The sequence below is a fragment of the Leptolyngbya iicbica LK genome (assembly GCF_004212215.1).
Taxonomy (GTDB): Bacteria; Cyanobacteriota; Cyanobacteriia; order Phormidesmidales; family Phormidesmidaceae; genus Halomicronema; species Halomicronema iicbica.
The window spans coordinates 1,324,650-1,344,226 of the sequence record NZ_QVFV01000001.1 but is presented as its reverse complement, the minus strand read 5'-3'; the positions used below and the strand labels follow the sequence as shown (position 1 = coordinate 1,344,226).

20 protein-coding genes are annotated in these 19,577 nt (G+C 54.0%); 12 read left to right on the top strand and 8 right to left on the bottom strand.

Annotated elements, in window-relative coordinates; all coding sequences use genetic code 11:
* Positions 1-113 precede the first annotated feature (113 nt).
* Positions 114-755: a GTP cyclohydrolase I FolE gene (gene folE, locus DYY88_RS05650; protein WP_437438580.1), complete on the top strand. Its 642-nt coding sequence runs from the start codon at positions 114-116 to the stop codon at positions 753-755.
* A gap of 128 nt (positions 756-883) precedes the next feature.
* Here folE and DYY88_RS05645 read toward each other — a convergent pair whose 3' ends face one another.
* Positions 884-1,564 carry a phosphoribosylanthranilate isomerase gene (locus tag DYY88_RS05645; RefSeq protein ID WP_039729509.1) on the bottom strand — a complete coding sequence of 227 codons (681 nt, stop codon included), beginning with the start codon at positions 1,562-1,564 and terminating at the stop codon, positions 884-886.
* Between the two features lie 99 nt (positions 1,565-1,663).
* Between DYY88_RS05645 and psaK the strand changes: the two genes are divergently transcribed.
* Both psaK and DYY88_RS05635 read left to right on the top strand, forming a co-directional pair.
* Entirely contained in the window at positions 1,664-1,939 is a 276-nt protein-coding gene (gene psaK, locus DYY88_RS05640; protein ID WP_063776218.1) for a photosystem I reaction center subunit PsaK, read from the top strand.
* Positions 1,940-2,118: 179 nt separating this feature from the next.
* On the top strand, positions 2,119-3,318 hold the full coding sequence (locus DYY88_RS05635; protein WP_039725935.1) for a site-2 protease family protein: 1,200 nt from the start codon (positions 2,119-2,121) through the stop codon (positions 3,316-3,318).
* Here DYY88_RS05635 and DYY88_RS05630 read toward each other — a convergent pair.
* The 4 genes from DYY88_RS05630 to DYY88_RS05615 form a co-directional block, all read right to left on the bottom strand.
* Positions 3,251-4,030 (bottom strand): lipoyl protein ligase domain-containing protein, encoded by a 780-nt coding sequence (locus DYY88_RS05630; protein WP_242517573.1) that lies wholly within the window; start codon positions 4,028-4,030, stop codon positions 3,251-3,253. The two genes, DYY88_RS05635 and DYY88_RS05630, sit on opposite strands and share 68 nt — an antisense overlap.
* Positions 4,031-4,111: 81 nt before the next feature.
* Entirely contained in the window at positions 4,112-4,585 is a 474-nt protein-coding gene (locus DYY88_RS05625; protein WP_039725934.1) for a YbjN domain-containing protein, read from the bottom strand.
* Between the two features lie 286 nt (positions 4,586-4,871).
* The gene (locus DYY88_RS05620) at positions 4,872-5,333 is read right to left on the bottom strand and encodes a single-stranded DNA-binding protein (RefSeq protein WP_039725932.1); all 462 of its coding nucleotides are present in this window, start codon (positions 5,331-5,333) and stop codon (positions 4,872-4,874) included.
* Complete coding sequence (locus DYY88_RS05615) at positions 5,330-7,873, bottom strand: mannose-1-phosphate guanyltransferase (RefSeq protein WP_039725931.1); 2,544 nt, start codon at positions 7,871-7,873, stop codon at positions 5,330-5,332. The genes DYY88_RS05620 and DYY88_RS05615 overlap by 4 nt, the downstream gene beginning before the upstream one ends.
* Positions 7,874-8,242: 369 nt before the next feature.
* Between DYY88_RS05615 and DYY88_RS05610 the strand changes: the two genes are divergently transcribed.
* The 8 genes from DYY88_RS05610 to DYY88_RS05575 all read left to right on the top strand — a co-directional run bounded on the left by DYY88_RS05610 (position 8,243) and on the right by DYY88_RS05575 (position 16,905).
* A complete protein-coding gene (locus DYY88_RS05610; protein WP_039725930.1) occupies positions 8,243-8,425 on the top strand; it encodes a hypothetical protein in 183 nt (60 codons plus the stop codon).
* 35 nt (positions 8,426-8,460) lie between these two features.
* Positions 8,461-9,147 carry a class I SAM-dependent methyltransferase gene (locus DYY88_RS05605; protein WP_052288281.1) on the top strand — a complete coding sequence of 229 codons (687 nt, stop codon included), beginning with the start codon at positions 8,461-8,463 and terminating at the stop codon, positions 9,145-9,147.
* Positions 9,147-9,959, top strand: coding sequence for a cobalt-precorrin-6A reductase (locus DYY88_RS05600; RefSeq protein ID WP_039725929.1), 813 nt, complete (start codon positions 9,147-9,149; stop codon positions 9,957-9,959). Before DYY88_RS05605 ends, DYY88_RS05600 begins: the two co-directional genes overlap by 1 nt.
* A gap of 353 nt (positions 9,960-10,312) precedes the next feature.
* Entirely contained in the window at positions 10,313-11,689 is a 1,377-nt protein-coding gene (locus DYY88_RS05595) for a PP2C family protein-serine/threonine phosphatase (RefSeq protein WP_367889264.1), read from the top strand.
* 128 nt (positions 11,690-11,817) lie between these two features.
* A complete protein-coding gene (locus DYY88_RS05590; protein ID WP_130199329.1) occupies positions 11,818-12,081 on the top strand; it encodes a hypothetical protein in 264 nt (87 codons plus the stop codon).
* Positions 12,082-12,133: 52 nt separating this feature from the next.
* Complete coding sequence (gene argH / locus DYY88_RS05585) at positions 12,134-13,534, top strand: argininosuccinate lyase (RefSeq protein ID WP_039725927.1); 1,401 nt, start codon at positions 12,134-12,136, stop codon at positions 13,532-13,534.
* Between the two features lie 190 nt (positions 13,535-13,724).
* Positions 13,725-14,939, top strand: coding sequence for a TPR domain-containing glycosyltransferase (locus tag DYY88_RS05580; protein WP_039725925.1), 1,215 nt, complete (start codon positions 13,725-13,727; stop codon positions 14,937-14,939).
* A gap of 292 nt (positions 14,940-15,231) precedes the next feature.
* On the top strand, positions 15,232-16,905 hold the full coding sequence (locus DYY88_RS05575; RefSeq protein ID WP_039725924.1) for an alpha/beta fold hydrolase: 1,674 nt from the start codon (positions 15,232-15,234) through the stop codon (positions 16,903-16,905).
* Positions 16,906-16,934: 29 nt separating this feature from the next.
* On the opposite strand, the gene asnS is transcribed toward DYY88_RS05575, so the two are convergent.
* Positions 16,935-18,323, bottom strand: coding sequence for an asparagine--tRNA ligase (gene asnS / locus DYY88_RS05570; protein WP_039725923.1), 1,389 nt, complete (start codon positions 18,321-18,323; stop codon positions 16,935-16,937).
* A gap of 115 nt (positions 18,324-18,438) precedes the next feature.
* Positions 18,439-18,834 (bottom strand): sll0565 family protein, encoded by a 396-nt coding sequence (locus DYY88_RS05565; RefSeq protein WP_207223310.1) that lies wholly within the window; start codon positions 18,832-18,834, stop codon positions 18,439-18,441.
* Positions 18,835-18,897: 63 nt separating this feature from the next.
* On the opposite strand from DYY88_RS05565, the gene DYY88_RS05560 reads away from it, so the two are divergent.
* Entirely contained in the window at positions 18,898-19,182 is a 285-nt protein-coding gene (locus DYY88_RS05560; protein ID WP_039725921.1) for a DUF6439 family protein, read from the top strand.
* Here the strand turns inward: DYY88_RS05560 and DYY88_RS05555 are convergent.
* Positions 19,171-19,533 carry an ATP-binding protein gene (locus tag DYY88_RS05555; protein WP_130199328.1) on the bottom strand — a complete coding sequence of 121 codons (363 nt, stop codon included), beginning with the start codon at positions 19,531-19,533 and terminating at the stop codon, positions 19,171-19,173. The two genes, DYY88_RS05560 and DYY88_RS05555, sit on opposite strands and share 12 nt — an antisense overlap.
* Positions 19,534-19,577: the final 44 nt, after the last annotated feature.

Below are 19,577 nucleotides of genomic sequence, written 5' to 3'. Positions count from 1 at the left end.
CAACTGCTTGGAGAATTAATTACCAATCCACTATGACTACCGTGTCTTCTAACACCAACAATGGTGCCAATTTGTCGAGTTCCACCGCAGACCTCGACCTGCGTCAAAACGGCATGACAGCTATTCGGCCTGACCGCAACACAGCTTATGGTGAAAGCACCACAGCCAAGCCTGTTTCTGACGAAAGCCAACTGGCGATGATGGATGCCGTGCGTACCATGCTATTGTCGCTGGGCGAAGATCCTGAGCGTGAAGGTTTACTGAAAACTCCGAAGCGTGTTGCCGAAGCCATGCGCTTTTTAACTAGTGGCTACAGCCAGTCGCTGGATGACTTGGTGAATAACGCCATTTTTGACGAAGGTCATAACGAAATGGTGTTGGTGCGCGATATCAACTTATTCAGCCTGTGTGAGCACCATATGTTGCCCTTTATGGGGCGTGCCCACGTAGCTTACATTCCTAAGCAGCGTGTGGTGGGTCTCAGCAAGCTGGCTCGCATCGTTGAGATGTATTCTCGTCGTCTGCAGGTACAAGAGCGCTTAACTCGCCAGGTGGCTGAAGCTATTCAAGAAGTGCTCGATCCGCAAGGTGTGGCTGTGGTGGTTGAAGCCAGCCACATGTGTATGTCGATGCGGGGTGTGCAAAAGCCCGGCTCTTGGACGGTGACTAGCGCGATGATTGGTTGCTTCCAGGAAGATTCCAAAACTCGTGAAGAGTTTTTGAGTTTAGTCCGTCATCAGCCGTCGTTGTTCTAAGCGGCAGTCTTGGGGCGGTCGCGATAACTTCTTTCAATGAGAGCGATCGCCTTACAGTTCAACGAGTATGTCTCATCTGTACCGGAATTGCCTCAATGGCATTCCGGTTTTTGAGTACTTGGAGTTCGTTACGGTGCTGGCAGCGCTGGCAACTGTTGGAGCCGGGTAAATAGCTGCTGGGTTTTTTGCAGACATTTATTGCCAGGATTCAGCTCTACCCCGCTGGACAGATCGATGCCATCGGGATGTGTGAGTTGCAGCGCTTCGGCAATGTTGTCGGGATTGATGCCCCCGGCCAAAATCCAGGGTTGTGCCGGACGAAAGGTTTGGAGCGATCGCCAATCTAGCGTTTCTCCCGTCCCCCCTTGCAGATGGGGATGATAGGCATCCAGCAGCAAGGCATCGACAACATCCTCGTAAGGGCGGATGGCGGCTAAATCTGTGTCATTACGAATGCGAAAGGCCTTGATCAATTTCACGTGCGGCAAGCATTGGCGGAGCTGCTGGCAGTAGGTGGGCGATTCTTGACCGTGGAGTTGCAAGGTGGTGAGTTGTCCGGTCATTGCCACTATTTGCAGGTCATCTAACGAGGCATCCACAAATACCCCAACTCGCTCGACCTGGTCATAGCCAGCGGCTAACAGGGCCTCACTGATGGCTTGTATTTGCAGTGGCGTCACATAGCGCGGTGACTTGGGGGCACTGATGAAACCGATTGCACTGGCCCCTTGGCGGGCGATCTCCACCGCTTGGCCTGGCACCGTTAAGCCACAAATCTTTACCCAAAGAGAAGAATCTACACAGGCCATCATTCTCCTGTTAACTCTGTTAAACATTCTGCTGATCTCGATTCTACGGGTCTTTATGATCCAAAAGACCAATCATCCTGTCTGTTGGAGGCTGAATCCTTGATTCCTGCTACTTTTTCGCTGTTGGCACAAGCTGCACCCACTACCCCCGCTTGGTCTTTTCAGACTGCCATCATCATGATTACGTGCAATTTATTTGTGATCGCGATCGGCCGCTACGCGATTCAAAAACCGGGGGCTGGTCCGGCGCTGCCTTTTAGCTTGCCAGGATTATTTGAAGGGTTTGGTGTGCCCGAACTGCTAGCGACGGCCAGTTTTGGTCATATTTTGGGGGCGGGCATGATTTTGGGCTTAGGCAACGCTGGACTCTTGTAACTGCCTAAGGTGTGGCCCGGTTGTCGTGATGCGCCATTGGCGGATATCTCGCCGAGACAGCCGGGTCGTCGTCACCAGTCTGCGGTCAGCCTCCCGTTAAAATACATAAGCAAGAACTTCCCGAAAGACTTTGAGCTTGGCAGGTTTGTTCTCTTTATTGTTCACGCTCGGCTAATACTATGCAATCTGGATGGCGCGTCGGCTCCATTTTAGGAATTCCTCTTTACCTCGATACTTCGTGGTTCATCATCGTGTTGCTGGTCACGTTTGTGTACGGCAGCAATCCGACTTGGCAGCAAAGCTGGGGTGATGTCGCCTGGATTGTGGGCCTCAGCATGGCGCTGTTGCTCTTTGGCTCCGTCTTACTTCACGAGTTGGGCCACAGCCTAGTGGCAAAATCTCAAGGCATCAAAGTCAACTCCATTACGCTGTTTCTATTTGGCGGCATTGCGGCGATTGACCAAGAATCAAAAACGCCAGGGCAAGCTTTTCAAGTAGCGATCGCAGGACCGGCGGTGAGCTTGGGATTATACATGTTGCTGACGCTCAGCGTTAATCTCTTGGCGTTGCCGACCCCTGTCGCGGTGCTCTTTGCCAATGTGGCGCAAATTAATCTGGTTTTGACGGTTTTTAATCTGATTCCTGGGCTGCCGTTGGATGGTGGTCAAGTGCTCAAAGCAGCAGTTTGGAAAGCCACCAATAGCCGCATCAAAGGGGTGCGGTGGGCTGCCAGAACTGGTCAGGTCTTGGGATGGACGGCGGTTGGCGGTGGCTTGCTGGCCTATTTAGCTCAGCCTAGTCTCGACCTGATTTGGATTGTGCTGATTGGGGGATTTGCGATCCGCAATGCGTCGAACTATGGACGGGTCGCTGATTTGCAAGAGACGTTATCAGAGTTGACGGCAGCTGATGCGATGGCCCGCGATTTTCGTGTGCTGGATGCCAATTTGTCGCTGCGAGAATTTGCGGATGAATACCTTTTGCAGTCAACGCAGGCGCCGGTCTATTTAGCGGCGTCAGATGGGCGGTACCGAGGGCTCGTCAAAATTGAGGATGTGCGCGATGTCGAGCGTAGCCAGTGGGAACAGCAAACGTTGATGGACATCGCCCGACCGCTGACGACCGTGACCAATGTTCGCGAAACGACCTCTCTGGCAGAAGTCATCATGCTGTTAGAGCAGCAAGGCCTATCGCGGCTGTTAGTGTTGACGCCGGCGGATGCAGTGGCAGGAGTCATTGATCGGGGCGAGATTGTGCGGGCTTTAGGCAAAAAAATGAATCTCACCATCTCGGACACCGTGATCCAGCGCATCAAAGACGAGGGGGAATATCCGCCGGGGTTGAAGCTGCCAGCGCTGGCGAAGAGTTTGCAGGAATAGCAAATTTGGGCGATCGCTCAGCAATGGTGGCCAGTTCCTGATCACTCAATGGTTTTGAGCTGAAGTCGACTTGCAGCCGTTGAGTCAATTCTTGTTGAATAGCCCCTTGTAACTGCTTAACGAACTCATCGTCAGGCTTGCTTGGAATTGCTGTGGGCGGTTCAGGCTCAGCTGCTGAGAGGCAACCAAAGACCTGTTTGGCTAGGTCGAACTGGGGCCACAGGCGCATGGAGCCATGCTGCAAAACATAGCGATCGCGGCGTAACTGAGCGCTGCCAATGAGTTTGTATCCCTCAGAGGTGACTAAGTCTGCCTGGGTCGCCAGTGCAAAGCAGTTCGCTTGGTGGCGATAGCCGCTACCGGCAGTACCGTAATGCAGAGTTACGCCAAACTGTCGCCACGCGGCAATCAAGGCGTCGCAAATGAGTTGATAGGCGGTTTGGCGGCTTCCAACCAGCGGCATTGCGATCGCGTAGGTCAAATCGCCCTGATGTAATACGGCTCGCCCCCCGGTGGGACGCCGCACCAGTTCTATCGGCTGTTTTTGCCAGGTTAAATTGCTCCAATGCTCTGGCCATTGCCGCTGATGATAGCCGAGAGAAATTGTGATCGCAGACCAGCGATAAAATCGCAGTATAGGAGCTCGGTCCTCGGTCACAATCTGATCGAGCATCCAGCTATCAAGGGCCATTTGAGCGGCGCCAGTATTCAACTGCGTGGGGATATAGCGGCCTGTTAGCCTCATGAGTTGAGGATGATCACAACTGGTACTAACCGTTGCAGCATCGCCATCTTAAGCGCCATATTCGGCCTGTAGTGCTTCATCGTTATCGTCGGCAATGGTCGCCACAATCGTCATCAAGCGAGAAATTTCGCCCGGTGAAATGTCTGCTAGTGGGCGACTGGCCAGAACCACAACTTGGGAACCGAGAATGCCAAAGCAAGATTCAAAGGTCTCACCACAATTCATCTCTAGAATGTGGCGCATAAGACCGGGCTCATCTTTGGCGGGCAGGGCAAGCACGGGGGACCACACAGTCAAGATATCTTCGTCACTATTGCCTGTGAGCTGAACGAAAACCTCAACACTGCCGTACTGAAATTTCCACAGAATGCCTTGGTCGCTGTGGCTAACCATGGCGCTGTCATATTGCTCAAGACTGCTAATCACGGTCTCGATGACTTCTACATGGTTGGCGGTGGCGGGGGATTCGTCATCCTCCGGCAAGGTCGTCAAAGTTTCCAGGCCAAGCGGTGTCGCTGTCATTGTCAATGTTGTCTCTACACTGCTGCTCCAAATCTAACCGCTGTTCGTCTCAGCGCAAAGAGATTGGGGGGAATTTCTTAATTTATGCCGACCCCGTGAAAATCTAAGTCGTGTCAACGGGGGGGAATCCTGCCGAGATCATCAAACAGCTTGGACTGCCCTAAAAATCGCGATCGCGTCCAGTCTCGCCAAGCCGGTTTGTCGCTAAGGGGGATGAGCTCGCTCAGCAAACTGCTGCTAGCTGAGAATCACGGGTGAGGCAATTCGCCTCACCCGTCTGGCATTCCTAGAATGGAATGTCGTCGTAATCAACATCTGCCGCTGCGTCTTGGGTCACGGCTGGGGCCGCGGCTGGGGTGACCGGCGTGGGGTTTGCGGTGGCGGCTGGTGTCGCCGTGCCCAGGTTGGGCATCGGCGCGGGCTGACCAATCGCGGTGCTGCCCAAGTCGGTTAAACGATATACTCGCTGCGCCGTCATCTCCGCTCGTTTTTCCTTAAAGCCTTCAGGACGATCAACGGTGTTCATCGATAAGCGACCTTCCAGCAGAACGCGATCGCCCATCTGATAGCGCTCTTGCATTTCTTGAGCGAGATTGCCCCACCCAATGACTTTGAGCTGCTGCGCCGGATCATCATCACGTAAGCCGGGAAAAGCCACCGTCATTTCGGCGATCGCGGTTTGATTATCCTGGGTATAGCGCAACTGAGGGGCCTCAATAATCTCAGCCATCAGTAAACATTGGTTCATGATGCCGTCTCCTGAGGAATTTGGTGAATCCCTTGTTCTTGGTCGATAAACGCTAACACCTTCTGGCGGTATTCATTGAGCTTTTCATCAACCCATTCCCGATCTTCGCTGTTGGCGTAAATGTGTACCAGGGGTTCCCCGGCATCGGGCAGCACCAAAATCCAACCGTCACTGTCTGGATCCAAAACTTTAACGCCATCGACCAACTCGAGTTGGTCAGCAGGGTGCGTCTCTACCATGTAACGCATCAATGCCCCCTTCGATGTCCACGGACAACGCAGGGTCTGAGTGCGGTGAGAAATGCGCGGCAATTCGGCCCAGATTTGGCCCAGAGTATGCTCTTGAATGGTCAACATCTCGATGATTTTGGCAATGCAGAACATGGCGTCAAAACCCGGATGCATCTGCGGGAAGATAAAGCCCATGTCGCTGCTGCCGCCCAGCACGACGTTCTCATTTTCCTGGCAAGCTTCCATCAGTGCCGTGGGATTGACCTTAGTACGGATGACTTTGCCGTCATGACGGCGGGCAATATGCTCGATCGCTCCGGTGGCGTGCACTGGCACCACTACCGTCCCGCGAGGGTTAGCCGTTAACACCATATGAGTGACCAAGGCGGTCAGCGCTTCGCCACGAATGGGGGTGCCAACCTCGTCTACCAGGACAAACTGTTCGCCGTGAGCTGATACCTGTACGCCAAAGGTCGCTTGCAAGGCTTGTACGACTTGACCCAGCTGGCCCAGCATGGCTTCCCGCTCGACTGAGCCAGGGGCGACTTGGCTCAAGCTGGCGTTTAAGACAACTGCGTCACAGTCAAACTTGGCTAGCAGACGCGGTAGCACTGCCCCCGAGACCGCATAGGCGTAGTCAATCACGACTTTAGAATTGCTGTTGCGCACGGCCTCGACGTTCAGCTTTTCTTCAAAGGCGGTGCTGTAAGCTTCGATGACACGGCTGGGGTAGGTGACTGTCCCAATTTCTTGGATGGGCGATCGCCGCAAATCTTCTTTGAAATAAGCGCCCTCGATTTTCTTTTCCTTGCTCTTGGGAATATCGATGCCGTTTTCGTCGAAGAATTCAATGAGGATATGATCCGGCCGATCCGGATGGATGCGAACGTGAATGCCCCCAATAACTCCCAAGGTTGGCATCACAGCTCGGGCTAGCGGAATGGCTGTCGCTTCCAAGTTCTGAATGTTGATACCGACTGACATGAGCCCTGAAATCAGCGATCGCGACACCATGCGAGAAATGCTGCGCTGGTCACGTGACACCGTGACATGAGAGCCAGATGGCAGGGTCGAGCCGTACGCCGCTCCCAGCTTGACGGCAAATTCAGGAGTGATGTCGATATTGGCTAACCCAGATACCCCGCGTTGACCAAAGAGATTACGTTGCGCCATATTGCCCCAAATCAGATTGATATTTAAAGTTGCTCCAGATTCGATTTGCTTGTTTGGCCAAACCCTCACCTTAGGACTGATTTGTGCCTCTTCGCCCACGTTGGTCAAGGCGCCAATGACGGCCGCCTCGAGCACCTGAGCCCGGCGATCAACCCGCGTACCGCGCGAAATGACACAAGCCTGCAAGAAAGCCTCTTCGCCCACAATGGCTCCATTCCAGACCACAGCTCGCTCGAGATGGGCGTCATTACCGATAGTGACGTTGTCACCGATGATAGTGCCTGGCTTGAGCTTGGCCCGCGCACCGATGCGGCAGTTGTCGCCAATGATCAGCGGCGGGTGTAGCTCAGCCGTCGGGTCAATTTCAGTGTCCTTGCCAATGCGAATGCCGGGAGACGTTTCAGGATAGTAATCGAGATCAACTTCTACCTTGTTGTAGAGGGCGTCGTACTGTGCCTCCCGATAAGCATCGAGGTGGCCGACATCACACCAATAGCCCTCGGCGACATAGCCAAACATTGGCTCGCCCTTGTCTAGCAACAAGGGAAAGAGATCTTTGGAAAAGTCAGTTTCTTGGTTGGCAGGCAGATAATCAAGAACTTCTGGCTCCAAAATATAGGTGCCCGTGTTGACCGTGTCGGAGAAAATTTCACTCGTTGACGGTTTTTCGAGGAAGCGCTTAATACGATTTTCATCGTCCGTGATGACCACCCCAAACTCAACTGGGTTGGGCACGTGGGCCAGTACCAAAGTGGCTTTGGAGCCTTTAGCTTTGTGGAACCGCAGCGCCTCTTGCAGATCAAAATCGGTGATGCCGTCGCCACTAATCACAATGAAGGTGTCGTCCAACAGCTCTTCAATGTTTTTGACGCAGCCAGCGGTGCCTAGCGGCTGATCTTCTTCCACCGCGTAGGTCATGCGCACGCCAAACTCACTGCCGTCTTGAAAGTAGTCCCGCATGACGTCGGGCAGGTAATAAAGCGTCGCGATGACCTCATCCACGCCATTGCGCTTGAGGAGATTGATGATGTGCTCAGCGATCGGGCGATTCATCACTGGCACCATCGGCTTTGGCAGATCACAGGTAAGCGGTCGCAAACGCGTTCCCGAACCGCCGGCCATTAATACTGCACGCATTAGATCCTCCTCATGTTTAAAAGGAATTGTCTTCGACAACTAAAAAGTGTCACTTCACTAGCAAAGGATGAAAGTTTAAGAACCTAGTTGATTGGTACCAGATTGCAACTTTCACGCATCCTTTCTCGTTATCGTCTACCGAGATGGGGATATCCACATCTACCGAATAGCATAAACAGGCATTGAGTAAAGTTTTGCTTGCCATAAGCCCTACTAAGTCATCTGTTGACTGGGCCTAACCCATAGCTAGGCCGCAGACTCTTGAGGTCATTGGCCCATCACAAAATCACATCTCAGCCACGACTGACGTGTCGCTGCTATTTTAAAGGGTGATGTCACATATCCCCTGATTGAGGTTGGATTAAGGTCATGGAAACGTTATTTGTGCTGGCTCTAGCGATCGCTTATGGCACTGGCGCTTGGCGCTTTTGGAGCGGTTTTCAGAAAACAAATTTCAGTCAAAATAAAGTTAACCTCACGCTACTTTGGCCGATTTATTTCATTGCCAATAAGTCTTACCGAGAAAATTTTAATAAGGCCCTCAAAGGCTAGGATGTGGGAGCTCAGCCTGTAAGGTTTCCCGGTGTATGGTGACAACTGGTTTGTCTGAACGTTTAGATGCGGTAGCCAAGCGGTACAATCGCGAGTTTCGCGGTGAGTCCGTCGAGGTGCCCGAGGCGGTGGAAGCCCTCCCAATATTTAAGGATTGGGTGGCCGGCAAACTCTCGGCGCGACTAGCGTCACCCTTTTGGGAAATGGTGAAACCGAAGAAACTGCAAAACTGTCTTGACCTCGGAGCCGGGGGCAGTTTTCTGTTTTATCCTTGCTGGCGCGAATGGGATGCCCGGTTTTACGGTCAGGATATTAGCGGTGCTATTTGCGACTTGGTGAATGCGCGCGGTTCGCAGCTCAACTCCAAGCTATTTAAAGGAATGCGCCAGGCGGCGGCCCACCAATTAGATGTATACGAGCCGAATCAGTTTGATGTGGCGATCGCGACGGGGGTGAGCTGCTACTACGAGTGGGATTATTGGGACAATGTGTTGTCAGCGGTGAAAAAGGTGCTGAAACCAGGCTGTCCCTTTATTTTTGATGTCATCGATCCGGAGCAGCCCCTGGCGGAAGATTGGGCCATCTTGGAGATGTATCTCGGGGCCGAGGTGGAGCTGATGCCTGTGGCCGACTGGAAACGCCAACTGAAAGCGGTGGGCGTCACGATTAAAAAAGAACAGCCGGGTGAGTTATTCCACTTATTTAAGGTGGTGCTGAGTTAATGTCTCGGCTGTGGCTGATTGGGGGCACCCAAGAGAGCCGCCAGTTGGTGCAGCGATTAGTGTTGCAACTGCCGAGTGGGCTGTCGTCGGGGCCTGCCTGTGTGATCACTGTGACGACGGAGCCAGCGCGATCGCTCTATCCGGTATCTTCGCAGCTACAGATTCAAGTGGGGCAGCTTACCCCGGACGAGGCAGAAGACTTTTGGCGAACGCATGACATTGCGGCCATTCTCGATCTCTCTCATCCGTTTGCGACGTCGATTTCTCAATTGGCGATCGCCTTTGCCCAGCGATACCAATTGCCCTATCTCCGTTATGAACGGACCTTGGTCGATGACCCTCCGAGCAGTTGGCGCGATCGCCAACAACGACTGGGTATGGTGCGGGTACCTCACCTGCAAGCTTTGCTTACCTCGGAATATCTGAGCGGCGATCGCACGCTACTCACCTTGGGCTATCGTCAGCTAGCAGCCTTTGTGCCGTGGCAATCGCAAGCTACCTTATTCGCCCGCATTTTGCCGTCACCCGTTGCCCTCAAGACTGCGCTTGACGCGGGCTTTACGCCCGAGCGCCTGATTGCTTTGCGGCCACCCATCAGCGCCGAACTGGAAACCGCCTTGTGGCAGCACTGGCAGATCACACAAATTGTGACCAAGGCGTCGGGACAACCGGGTGGACAAGACCAAAAACAAATACTGGCTGCCCGTCTCGGGGTGCGGCTGCTGCAAATTCAACGGCCAGCGATCGCCTATCCGGCTCAAACTGATGACCTTGATACGGCACTCCAGTTTGCTTTGCGTTACTGTAACTAGTGGTGTGAGGGGTGGTGACCCACTGCAGCCCCTTGTTGAGAGATTGCTTCATACAGATTGTTAAAACTTGCGAAATCGGGGTGTGTCAGTCCCGCCCGAAAACATCGATTTTGCCGTCTGATATCAACGCGAAAAAACGGCTTGAAGTGCCGTGGAAAAGTGGTTAGAGATTCGGGCGATCGCTTTTGACGAGTAGTGTTATGCTTAATCCCCAACAAGCTCACGTAGAGAAATAGTGGGTGTGAAGTCGCCGCACTTCCGGAGTTTTTATGACCGCTCTGCCTATGCCATCCGGTTCATCTTCAGACGCCTCTGGGTCGAATGCATCCCCAGAAGCAACGCCTGCATTTGCCATGAAAGAGCTGGTCACTCGTCTTCAACGGGAACAGTTCAAAATTCAGGATCTCCTCAGTTCCCTGGGGTTTGCGCTGCGGAGTTTGAACAATCTCAATCAGTTTTTAGAACTGATTCCGATGATTGCCAGCCGCGTGACCGATGCGAGTGGCGGCGCGCTGGTGCTGTTTCGCCCTGATGGTCAGGTGCGGCTAGAGCGCTTGCATTGCCAAAGCGACGACCATTGCCAAGACGTCAAGATGGCGCTCGAAGCGGCGACTCGCCAGGTAACGGCCTCCTTTTCCCCAGCGGGGAGTGCGATCGAAATTGCACGTACAGCGATGCTGTCTCTCGATCGCCACGTTCACCGCTACTTAGGCAGTGATTTTCAAATCTTTGGTACCGCCATCATTGTGAAAAATGTGGAGCGGGGGCGGCTGTATGTCTTTAGTCGCGAGGTGGACTACGCCTGGTCGGAGACGCGGCAAAAGCTGGTGCGGCTAGTGGCGGATCAGACAGCGGTGGCGATCGAAAATGAAGAACTCACCGTCGCGCTGCGCAAAAAAGAGCGCATGGGCCGCGAGCTGGAAATTGGTGCCGAGATCCAGCTACAGTTGCTGCCCCGGACCTTCCCCACCATTGACGGGATTGACCTAGCAGCGCAATGTCGCACTGCAAACAAAGTGGGGGGTGACTATTACGACTTTATTCCGACAACCTACGATCAAATTCGTCATCCCGATGTGCAATCGTCAGCGTTAGCGCCCTGGAGTTTTGCGATCGGTGATGTCATGGGCAAAGGGGTGCCCGCCGGACTCATCATGACGATGTTGCGCGGCATGTTGCGAGCTGAAGTGCTCCATAGTTTTTCACCCGCTAAGATCCTGCATCATCTAAACCACGTCATGCATACCGATCTGGAAAATTCCAGCCGGTTTGTGACGTTGTTTTACGGCGAATATGATCCGAAGACGCGCACCCTGTCTTATAGCAATGCGGCTCACAATCCCCCATTACTGTGGCGGGCTGCCACCAATACCGTGACGCGCCTAGACACAGTGGGGATGCTACTGGGGCTTGATATCGACACTCACTACTACGAAGAACAGGTCGAACTACAGCCGGGCGATACGATTTTGTATTACACAGACGGGTTCACCGATGCCGCCAACTCTAAAGGCGAGCGCATGGATGAAGATAACTTGATCAATGCTCTGAAGTGGGCCTGTCGTAACCAGCATTCTGCGCAAGATATCTTGGCGTATCTCTTTGAAATGCTGCAGCGCTTTGTGGGGCACGGTCGCCATACGGAAGACGACGTCACTCTGGTGGTGATGCGGCTCAAGCCAGAGCTGCAGCTCAATATCTTTAGCCAAGAAGCGCCACCGACGTCTTAGCTCGCTAGCAGTGTCTGATTGCTCAATGCTGCTAGCTGCGTTTGATGTGGCTTCATCACAACTCAGATGACAAAATGCGCTATTGCGGATGGGGTGTGGTTCAATGCTTAGCATTAGTGATGAGAGGTATGACAATGCATTCGGAATCGTTATGGCAAGCCGTTAGTCAAAGTGGTTGGCGGCAGCCGGAAGTTCAGGCTAGTGAACATTTTGTAGCGACGGCGAGTTCAGTTCAAGGCTCTCAATCTATCGTCGCCCAGCAGTTTGATCAAGATGTTTTGGGCGATGCTGGCAATTTGCTCAATAACTTTGTCCAATCGGGGCAGATTTGGGCACTGCTAATTGGGTTTGTGCTGGGATACATGCTGCGGAGTGTGACAACCTATAAATAGCTAATTAGTGGCATGCTGTTGAGATGCCAATTGAGAAACAAGGTGTATTGTTGTGAGTTCCGCTACCCCTAAGAAAACCTGGAGCCAGAGGTTCGAGTCGGCTCTGCATCCAGCGATCGCCGCGTTTAATGCCAGTATTTCGTTTGACATTGAGCTGCTGGAATATGATTTGTTGGGGTCAGAAGCTCATGCCAAGATGTTGGCCAAAACGGGGATTATTACGACTGCCGAAGCGGAGCAGTTGACTCAGGGGTTGGCGCAAATTCGGCAGGAATATCGGGAAGGTCAATTTCTCCCCACGATTGATGATGAAGACGTCCACTTTGCGGTTGAGCATCGCCTGATTGAACTAGTGGGCGATGTGGGCAAAAAACTCCACACAGCGCGATCGCGCAACGACCAAGTCGGCACGGATATTCGGCTATATTTGCGAGCTCAAATCGATACGATTCGTGAGCAGTTGCGGGTTTTTCAACAAGCCCTGTTAGATCAAGCCGAACGTCATGTGGACACCGTCATTCCGGGCTATACCCATCTACAACGCGCTCAACCACTGAGTTTGGCCCATCATCTGTTGGCCTATGTGGAAATGGCTCAACGTGACTGGGAGCGTTTAGGTGATATTCGCCATCGGGTCAACGTTTCGCCGTTGGGGTGTGGTGCGTTGGCGGGGACTCCCTTTCCCATTGATCGGGCTTACTCGGCTGAGTTGCTGCGGTTTGAAGGGGTGTATCGCAACAGTTTAGATGGCGTGAGCGATCGCGATTTTGCGATCGAATTCACCGCTGCGGCCAGTCTGATTAATGTGCACCTCTCGCGGCTGGCAGAAGAGGTGATTCTCTGGGCCTCAGCGGAGTTTGGGTTCGTCACGCTGACGGATACTTGCTCCACCGGGTCGAGCATCATGCCGCAGAAAAAAAATCCCGATGTGCCGGAACTGGTGCGGGGCAAAACGGGGCGGGTATTCGGCCATCTTCAGAGCCTGCTGGTGATGATGAAGGGCTTGCCCATGGCCTACAACAAAGACTTGCAAGAGGATAAGGAACCGCTGTTTGACACGGTGAAAACTGTGCAGGGGTGTCTGCAAGCGATGACGATTTTGCTGCAAGAGGGGCTGGAGTTTCAAACTGATCGCTTGGCCCAAACCGTCACCACCGACTTTTCGAACGCGACGGATGTGGCGGATTATCTGGCGGCCAAGGGCGTCCCCTTCCGCGAGGCGTACAACCTGGTGGGCAAAGTGGTGCGCCAATGCCTCGCCAGTCAAAAGCTGCTCAAAGACCTCAGCCTGGAAGAATGGCAGGCGCTGCATCCCGCTTTTGAGTCGGATATTTATGAGGCGATCGCGCCCCAACAGGTCGTCGCCGCCCGTAACAGCTATGGCGGCACCGGCTTTGAGCAAGTGCGGATGGCACTGAGTGAGGCCAAAAAGCGGTTGCTCGTGGCGGAGTAGCTGAGTCACTGGGGGGCAGGGTATGAGGGTGAACAGCTCAGCCGTTGAGTGTCGTCACCTTTAGGCTATAGCTGTAATAAAAGTACCGACGCCTGACAGCGTCAGGGACAATCCCCACACCCAACCACCCTCACACCCTGCCACCCCCGCACCCTTCCTTCCCTGTCCTAATCCTGACACCTTCTTCGCCATGACTATTTCGCTGTGCATGATTGTCAAAGACGAGGCTGAGAACCTGCCGCGTTGTCTCAACAGCGTGAAAGACTGCGTCGACGAGATCTTGGTGTTGGATACGGGGTCGCAGGATGACACGATCGCGATCGCCCAATCTTATGGCGCAATGGTGGACACCGCTGAGTGGGGCAATGACTTCGCGACGGCCCGTAACCAGTCCATCACTGATGTGACCAGCGATTGGATTTTGGTGTTGGATGCGGACGAGACGTTGACTGCGGCTGGGCGGGAGTTGCTGCAACAGCTGCGCTCTGGAGAAGCGATCGCTGATTGCCCTGTGGATAACATCTTGGCGATCAACCTCATGCGCTACGAAATCAACGCCGATCAGTCGCCCTATTCGGAAGTGTCTCGCCTCTTTCGCAATCGTGTGGGGCTGCAATTTGAGCGCCCTTACCACGAAACGATTGACGACAGCGTGATGCGCTTGATGCAGACAGAGCCCCATTGGCAGGTCATTTTGTGGCCCCAACCCGCGATCGCCCACATCGGCTACGGGGCGGATGTCATTGCCCAGCGCGACAAATTTGCCCGCGCTGCCAAGATTATGGCGGCTTATTTGGCCGAGCATCCCGATGATGCCTACATCTGCAATAAGTTGGGGGCGTTGTTTGTCAGCGTGGGGCACACCGAGCGGGGTCGCATTTTATTAGAACGCGGGTTGGCGACTCAACCCACCGACGCCGCTACCCTGTACGAGTTGCACTATCACCTGGGGTTGGCCTATCGCGACGCCCGACTCAACGCGATCGCCATTGACCATTATCAAAAAGCCGTTGCCCAGGACGTGCCCGCTGCGCTCAAAGTCGGCGCTTGGATTAACTTGGGCAGTTTGTATCAAGCAGCCCAGAACTCCAAAAGCGCGATCGCCGTTTACGAGGAAGCGATCGCCGCCACGCCCGACTTTGCTCTGCCCTATTTCAACCTCGGCATTGCCAAGCGTGCTATGGGGGATCTGCCGGGAGCGATCGCGGCTTACGAGCAAGCGATTGAGCGAGAACCAAACTATGCTGCGGCTTATCAAAATTTAGGAGTTGCCCTGTTTAAGTTAGGCAAAGTGCCCGAAAGCATTGAAGCGTTGCAGCGGGCGATCGCGCTCTATCGCCAATCTGACCCCGCTCAAGCCGAGCGCTTGCTAAACAAGATCAGCGCTCTTGGGATCAAAGTTTAGTCCTGCCTAGCCGCGCTCTTCATCGCGTTACTGGCTGAATTGCTAACTTAAGGGTTAATTTGTTAGCGCCGTCATTCGTTGGCAACCTTTTCCACGGAGCCACTCGCGCATGAAATCGATGAGGCAGATCACCCGCCAGTCGTGATACAAACAACGACGTGGGTTGATGATCACCACGCATCGGCATCCGATTTTTCTCCCGACAAATTGTTTATTTCAATAGCACGACAGATAGTGCGAGGCATCTCGCCGATTTCTCACTTGAAAAGCCCCCTAATCAGGAGAATCTGCCATGTTGAACTTTGATCCGGTCGGTGATTTTTTTCGTGACAACGTGATTGAGCCAATTCAGGACACGGTCATTGACCCCGTACAGGAGGCGATCGCAGATGTCCAAGATGCGGTGACAGAGTCCCTGTTTGATCCACTCGCAGATGCGATCGGATTTGACCAACTGCTCAGCCAGTACGCTCCACCTCAATTGGTCGCCCCCGATGGTTCAGCGATCGATGCCGCCACCACCGCCTTGGAGGGGAATGTGGTTGTGCTGATTCACGGTTGGCAGTCCAGTTATGAAACCTTCAACAGCCTGTTTACCACTCTCGGCAGCCAATATCCCGACAGGCAGGTTGTGGGTTTAGATTGGTCAGCACTGGCTGATTTACCTGGCGATGCGTTTGAGTTTGGCGGCTTTCAGGCCAGACCAGACAACACCGCCAGAGCCATCTCGTACGTCGCGGAAACCATCACGACTCAACTCCAGACCCTATTTGATGTGACGGGCAGCGAACTGACGGTTATCGGTCACAGCTTGGGCTCTCTCGTCGCGTCAGAAATTGGCCGCCTGTATGGGGAGGTGAGTGATCCCCTAGAGCAGTTGGTGGCTCTCGATCCGGCGGCGTTTGCCAAAGACTACGACCTGGATGGCCGGGGCAAAGGGCAATTTGCCTCCAGTTTTTTCCCGTTTCCTGGCAATCCTTTTGCGCCGAACGATAAGCGCACGGTCAAGGACTTTAATACGGTTGCCCAAGAGTCGCTGGCGCTCGTTGTGATGGAAGAATTGAATCCCCTGGGTGGCCTGGCTGGCGACAATGACTTTGCCCAGACGGCCCATGATTCTTTTTTGGTGGATTTCCCCTTCTTCGCTGGCCCCGCAGAAAAACACAACGCGGTGATTTCGGTGTTTGATGCTGCGATCGCGGCCAACTATTTCAACCTGGATCGCGACGATTTCGGCATCCCTCCCCACACGGATGATGTGTACAACAACTTTGGTTCCACGATTGGACGGTGGTTGCCGGGGGGCAATTCGTCGGGCCATGAGGGCATCATCACCGCTAACTTAGATGGCACCATTACCCAATATCAGCCCCAGCCTCTACTCATTGTCGAACCGCTACAGCTGAGTGGCGAGGCCACAGGCAGCGTGGAAAACTTGTCCGATGGACTTTCCCCCGCCGATGGGCAGGTATCGACAGCGGGCGAGCCGACGGGGGATGGTGAATCGGGACCACAGTCCCCGGTGGCGGATGAACTGCTCGATTTGACCGGCATGGATGGCGCATTGGCCGTGGGTATCACCCTGGAACGGGAAGCCGCGTTTGATAATTTGCTGCAGTTCTATGCGACGGATGCGCTCGGTGCGGTCGCGGGCATTTTGCCAGGCGAGGCAGGGTACGAGGACGCCGTGCGGCAAAATCTGCTGGCACAACCCATCTTGTCGGTGGCAAACGGCGCGGTGGGCCAGGAAACTATTGTCTTAGCGGGGGGCACCTATTATGCGCCAGCGCTTTTAGTCAAAGGTAATCCTGCCGATTTGGTCACTGTGGAAGATGGCCTTTTGGGCAGCGATCGCATTCAACGGGACGGCAATGTCTGGCAGTTTGAAGACGCTACGGACTTCGATTTCAACGATTTGGTACTCACCGTGACGGCGATCAACAGTGTGACCGCCACCATCGTGTAAACGTGCCAGACTTAAAAGTCCAAAGCTGGCTAAAACTCGATATTGTCAGGCGTGCGGGGGAAGGGGATGACATCGCGAATATTGCCCATGCCCGTCATGAACTGCACCAGGCGCTCAAAGCCAAGGCCAAAGCCCGCGTGGGGCACCGTGCCATAGCGGCGCAAATCCAGATACCACCAATAGGCATCGCGTGGTAGTCCGGCTTCATCAATGCGAGTTTCCAGAATATCCAGCCGTTCTTCCCGCTGAGAGCCGCCGATGATCTCACCGACTTTGGGCGCGAGTACATCCATCGCTGCGACCGTTTTCTGGTCGTCGTTAAGCCGCATGTAAAAGGCTTTGATGGCGGCGGGGTAGTCCGTCACAATGACCGGCTTTTTGAATAGGTCTTCGGCCAAATAGCGTTCGTGCTCAGACTGGAGATCGATGCCCCACTCGACGGGAAACTCAAACTTTTTGTCGGTCTTGAGCAACAGTTCCACCGCTTCAGTGTAAGTGATGCGGGCAAATTCGTTGTTGATGATATTGTCCGCTGTCGCCAGCACCGAGTCGTCGATCCGCTGGTTAAAGAACGCCATGTCATCTTCACAGGCATCCAGCACTGCTTTGAAGATGTATTTGAGAAAATCTTCGGCGAGATCAGCGTTGCCCATCAGATCGCAGAAGGCCATTTCCGGTTCGATCATCCAAAATTCCGCCAGGTGTCGCGAAGTGTTGGAATTTTCCGCCCGGAAGGTGGGGCCAAAGGTGTAGACGTTGGTGAAGGCCATCGCCATGATTTCTGCTTCCAGCTGGCCACTCACGGTGAGGTAGGCTGATTTGCCAAAAAAGTCTTGCTCTACGTCAACTCCATTACCTTTGGTCAGCGGTGGCTGGTTCAGATTCAAGCTGGTGACAGTGAACATCTCCCCTGCACCCTCGCAGTCGCTGGCGGTGAGGATCGGCGTGTGAACCCAGAGGAAGCCGCGATCGCGGAAAAACTCATGTACTGCCTGGGCCGCCGCGTTGCGAACCCGAAAGACAGCCCCTAGAGTATTGGTGCGCGATCGCAGATGTCCCAGAGTCCGCAAAAATTCAAAGCTGTGGCGCTTCTTTTGCAGCGGGTAGGATTCATCGGCGCCGCCAAACACTCTGATCTGCTCGGCCTTGACCTCAATGCGCTGGCCTTTGGCGGGGGATTCCACCACTGTGCCCTGAATCTCGACGGAAGCCCCAGTGGCAATTTGGCTGATCACGTTGTCGTAGCCTGCCATGTCAGACTCCGCCACAATCTGCACTCCACTCATGCAGGAGCCATCGTTGACGTTGATGAAGCACAGGGTCTTTTGAGCACGTTTAGTACGCACCCAGCCTTGGATGGTGGTGGAGTCGCCCGGTTGTCCCGATTTGAGTAAATCAGCAATGCGAGTGGCAGCCATAGTCGATGGTGGTGAACGAAGGTGTGAAGGTTACGTTAACAGTTTAGAGCGATGGCGGTGTCGTGCTGGAGGTGAAAGGCGAGGGTGCAAGGGGAGGGGGGGAGCAAGGGAGGATTTAGCGGTTGGCGATCGCGTGCAAAATCCAGCCCAGAAGGATCCCCAAGCCGCCAAAGCGCACTGCTTGCCAAAAGGGTTCACGCAGCGATCGCCAATCAAACAAATGACTTTCGAGTTGCAATTCTAAATCCTGCAAACGCTCCTGCAACTGTCGGAGATCTTCGGCGCTGAGACCGGGGACTTTTAACTGTTCTTCGACTTGCGCCTGTTGGGCTTGCAGCTCTCGGACCCGCTCAAACCGCTGTCGCAACATCTCGACGGAGGTTTCGAGCTGGGTCAGGGCGGCGTCAAAGCCTTGCCAGTCATGGTCGGGTGAGGGGAGCGACACCATGCCTCGGGTGGACCCGCGATCGCGTCGTCGGTGGTGACGCAGACGCCTCAATCGGCGATTCATATGCACAATGGAAGGGTGAAGAACGTAGCGCTCATCATACCGAACATTTACTGGTCGCCCACTATGAATTCTCCGAAGCCATCCGGCGCACAAACCGCCGCCAGCGAACTAGAACTCGCCCAACAGCTAGCCACCCAGCTGGCAATTAAGCCCAACGACTGGCATCGACTCAACCGCAACCGCAAAGTCAGAGCGCAAGAACAAGCGGCGGCCGCCCTGGTGTACTTGCTCAAAGACCAGCCTGACGAAGCCCTCAGTCGATTGCAACAGGCTGTGGGCTGGTTAGATCAAAGCTTGACGGCACCGCCCTGCCCCACCCATGGCGAAAAGCGTCAATCAACAGACTAGTGGCATCCCAAACCAGCGATGCATCCGCTTTGAAAGGTGCAGTTCTCGCCCGCCTTGACTCCACTTCACCTCATCAAAAATTTGGTTGAGGATGTATAAGCCGCGACCACACTCATCAACCGCGATCGCATCGGCGCTCACTTCGGTGGTGCGATCGCAGCAGCAATGTTCAAAATCAAAGCCCCCGCCCTGGTCTTCAATAATCCAGCAATACTGGCCCCCAGAGGTTTTGTAGCGCACTGAGATAACCTTGAGCGGGTCAAGATGGTTGCCATGCTTAACCGCATTGACCAAAGCTTCTTGCAAACCCAGACGAATCTCTGGTTGCCACTTTTGCGGCACTTTATCCATGAGTCGATCCAATACCGGACATAGATAAAGCGTCGAAACAAAGC

Bases quoted from the DNA above. Each gene is read 5' to 3' on its own strand.
- folE (WP_437438580.1), top strand. From the start codon at position 114: ATGACAGCTATTCGGCCTGACCGCAACACAGCTTATGGTGAAAGCACC.
- DYY88_RS05645 (WP_039729509.1), bottom strand. From the start codon at position 1,564: ATGGCCTGTGTAGATTCTTCTCTTTGGGTAAAGATTTGTGGCTTAACG.
- DYY88_RS05635 (WP_039725935.1), top strand. From the start codon at position 2,119: ATGCAATCTGGATGGCGCGTCGGCTCCATTTTAGGAATTCCTCTTTAC.
- DYY88_RS05625 (WP_039725934.1), bottom strand. From the start codon at position 4,585: ATGACAGCGACACCGCTTGGCCTGGAAACTTTGACGACCTTGCCGGAG.
- DYY88_RS05620 (WP_039725932.1), bottom strand. From the start codon at position 5,333: ATGAACCAATGTTTACTGATGGCTGAGATTATTGAGGCCCCTCAGTTG.
- DYY88_RS05615 (WP_039725931.1), bottom strand. From the start codon at position 7,873: ATGCGTGCAGTATTAATGGCCGGCGGTTCGGGAACGCGTTTGCGACCG.
- DYY88_RS05610 (WP_039725930.1), top strand. From the start codon at position 8,243: ATGGAAACGTTATTTGTGCTGGCTCTAGCGATCGCTTATGGCACTGGC.
- DYY88_RS05605 (WP_052288281.1), top strand. From the start codon at position 8,461: ATGGTGACAACTGGTTTGTCTGAACGTTTAGATGCGGTAGCCAAGCGG.
- DYY88_RS05600 (WP_039725929.1), top strand. From the start codon at position 9,147: ATGTCTCGGCTGTGGCTGATTGGGGGCACCCAAGAGAGCCGCCAGTTG.
- DYY88_RS05595 (WP_367889264.1), top strand. From the start codon at position 10,313: ATGAAAGAGCTGGTCACTCGTCTTCAACGGGAACAGTTCAAAATTCAG.
- DYY88_RS05590 (WP_130199329.1), top strand. From the start codon at position 11,818: ATGACAATGCATTCGGAATCGTTATGGCAAGCCGTTAGTCAAAGTGGT.
- DYY88_RS05580 (WP_039725925.1), top strand. From the start codon at position 13,725: ATGACTATTTCGCTGTGCATGATTGTCAAAGACGAGGCTGAGAACCTG.
- DYY88_RS05575 (WP_039725924.1), top strand. From the start codon at position 15,232: ATGTTGAACTTTGATCCGGTCGGTGATTTTTTTCGTGACAACGTGATT.
- asnS (WP_039725923.1), bottom strand. From the start codon at position 18,323: ATGGCTGCCACTCGCATTGCTGATTTACTCAAATCGGGACAACCGGGC.
- DYY88_RS05565 (WP_207223310.1), bottom strand. From the start codon at position 18,834: ATGAATCGCCGATTGAGGCGTCTGCGTCACCACCGACGACGCGATCGC.
- DYY88_RS05560 (WP_039725921.1), top strand. From the start codon at position 18,898: ATGAATTCTCCGAAGCCATCCGGCGCACAAACCGCCGCCAGCGAACTA.
- DYY88_RS05555 (WP_130199328.1), bottom strand. From the start codon at position 19,533: ATGGATAAAGTGCCGCAAAAGTGGCAACCAGAGATTCGTCTGGGTTTG.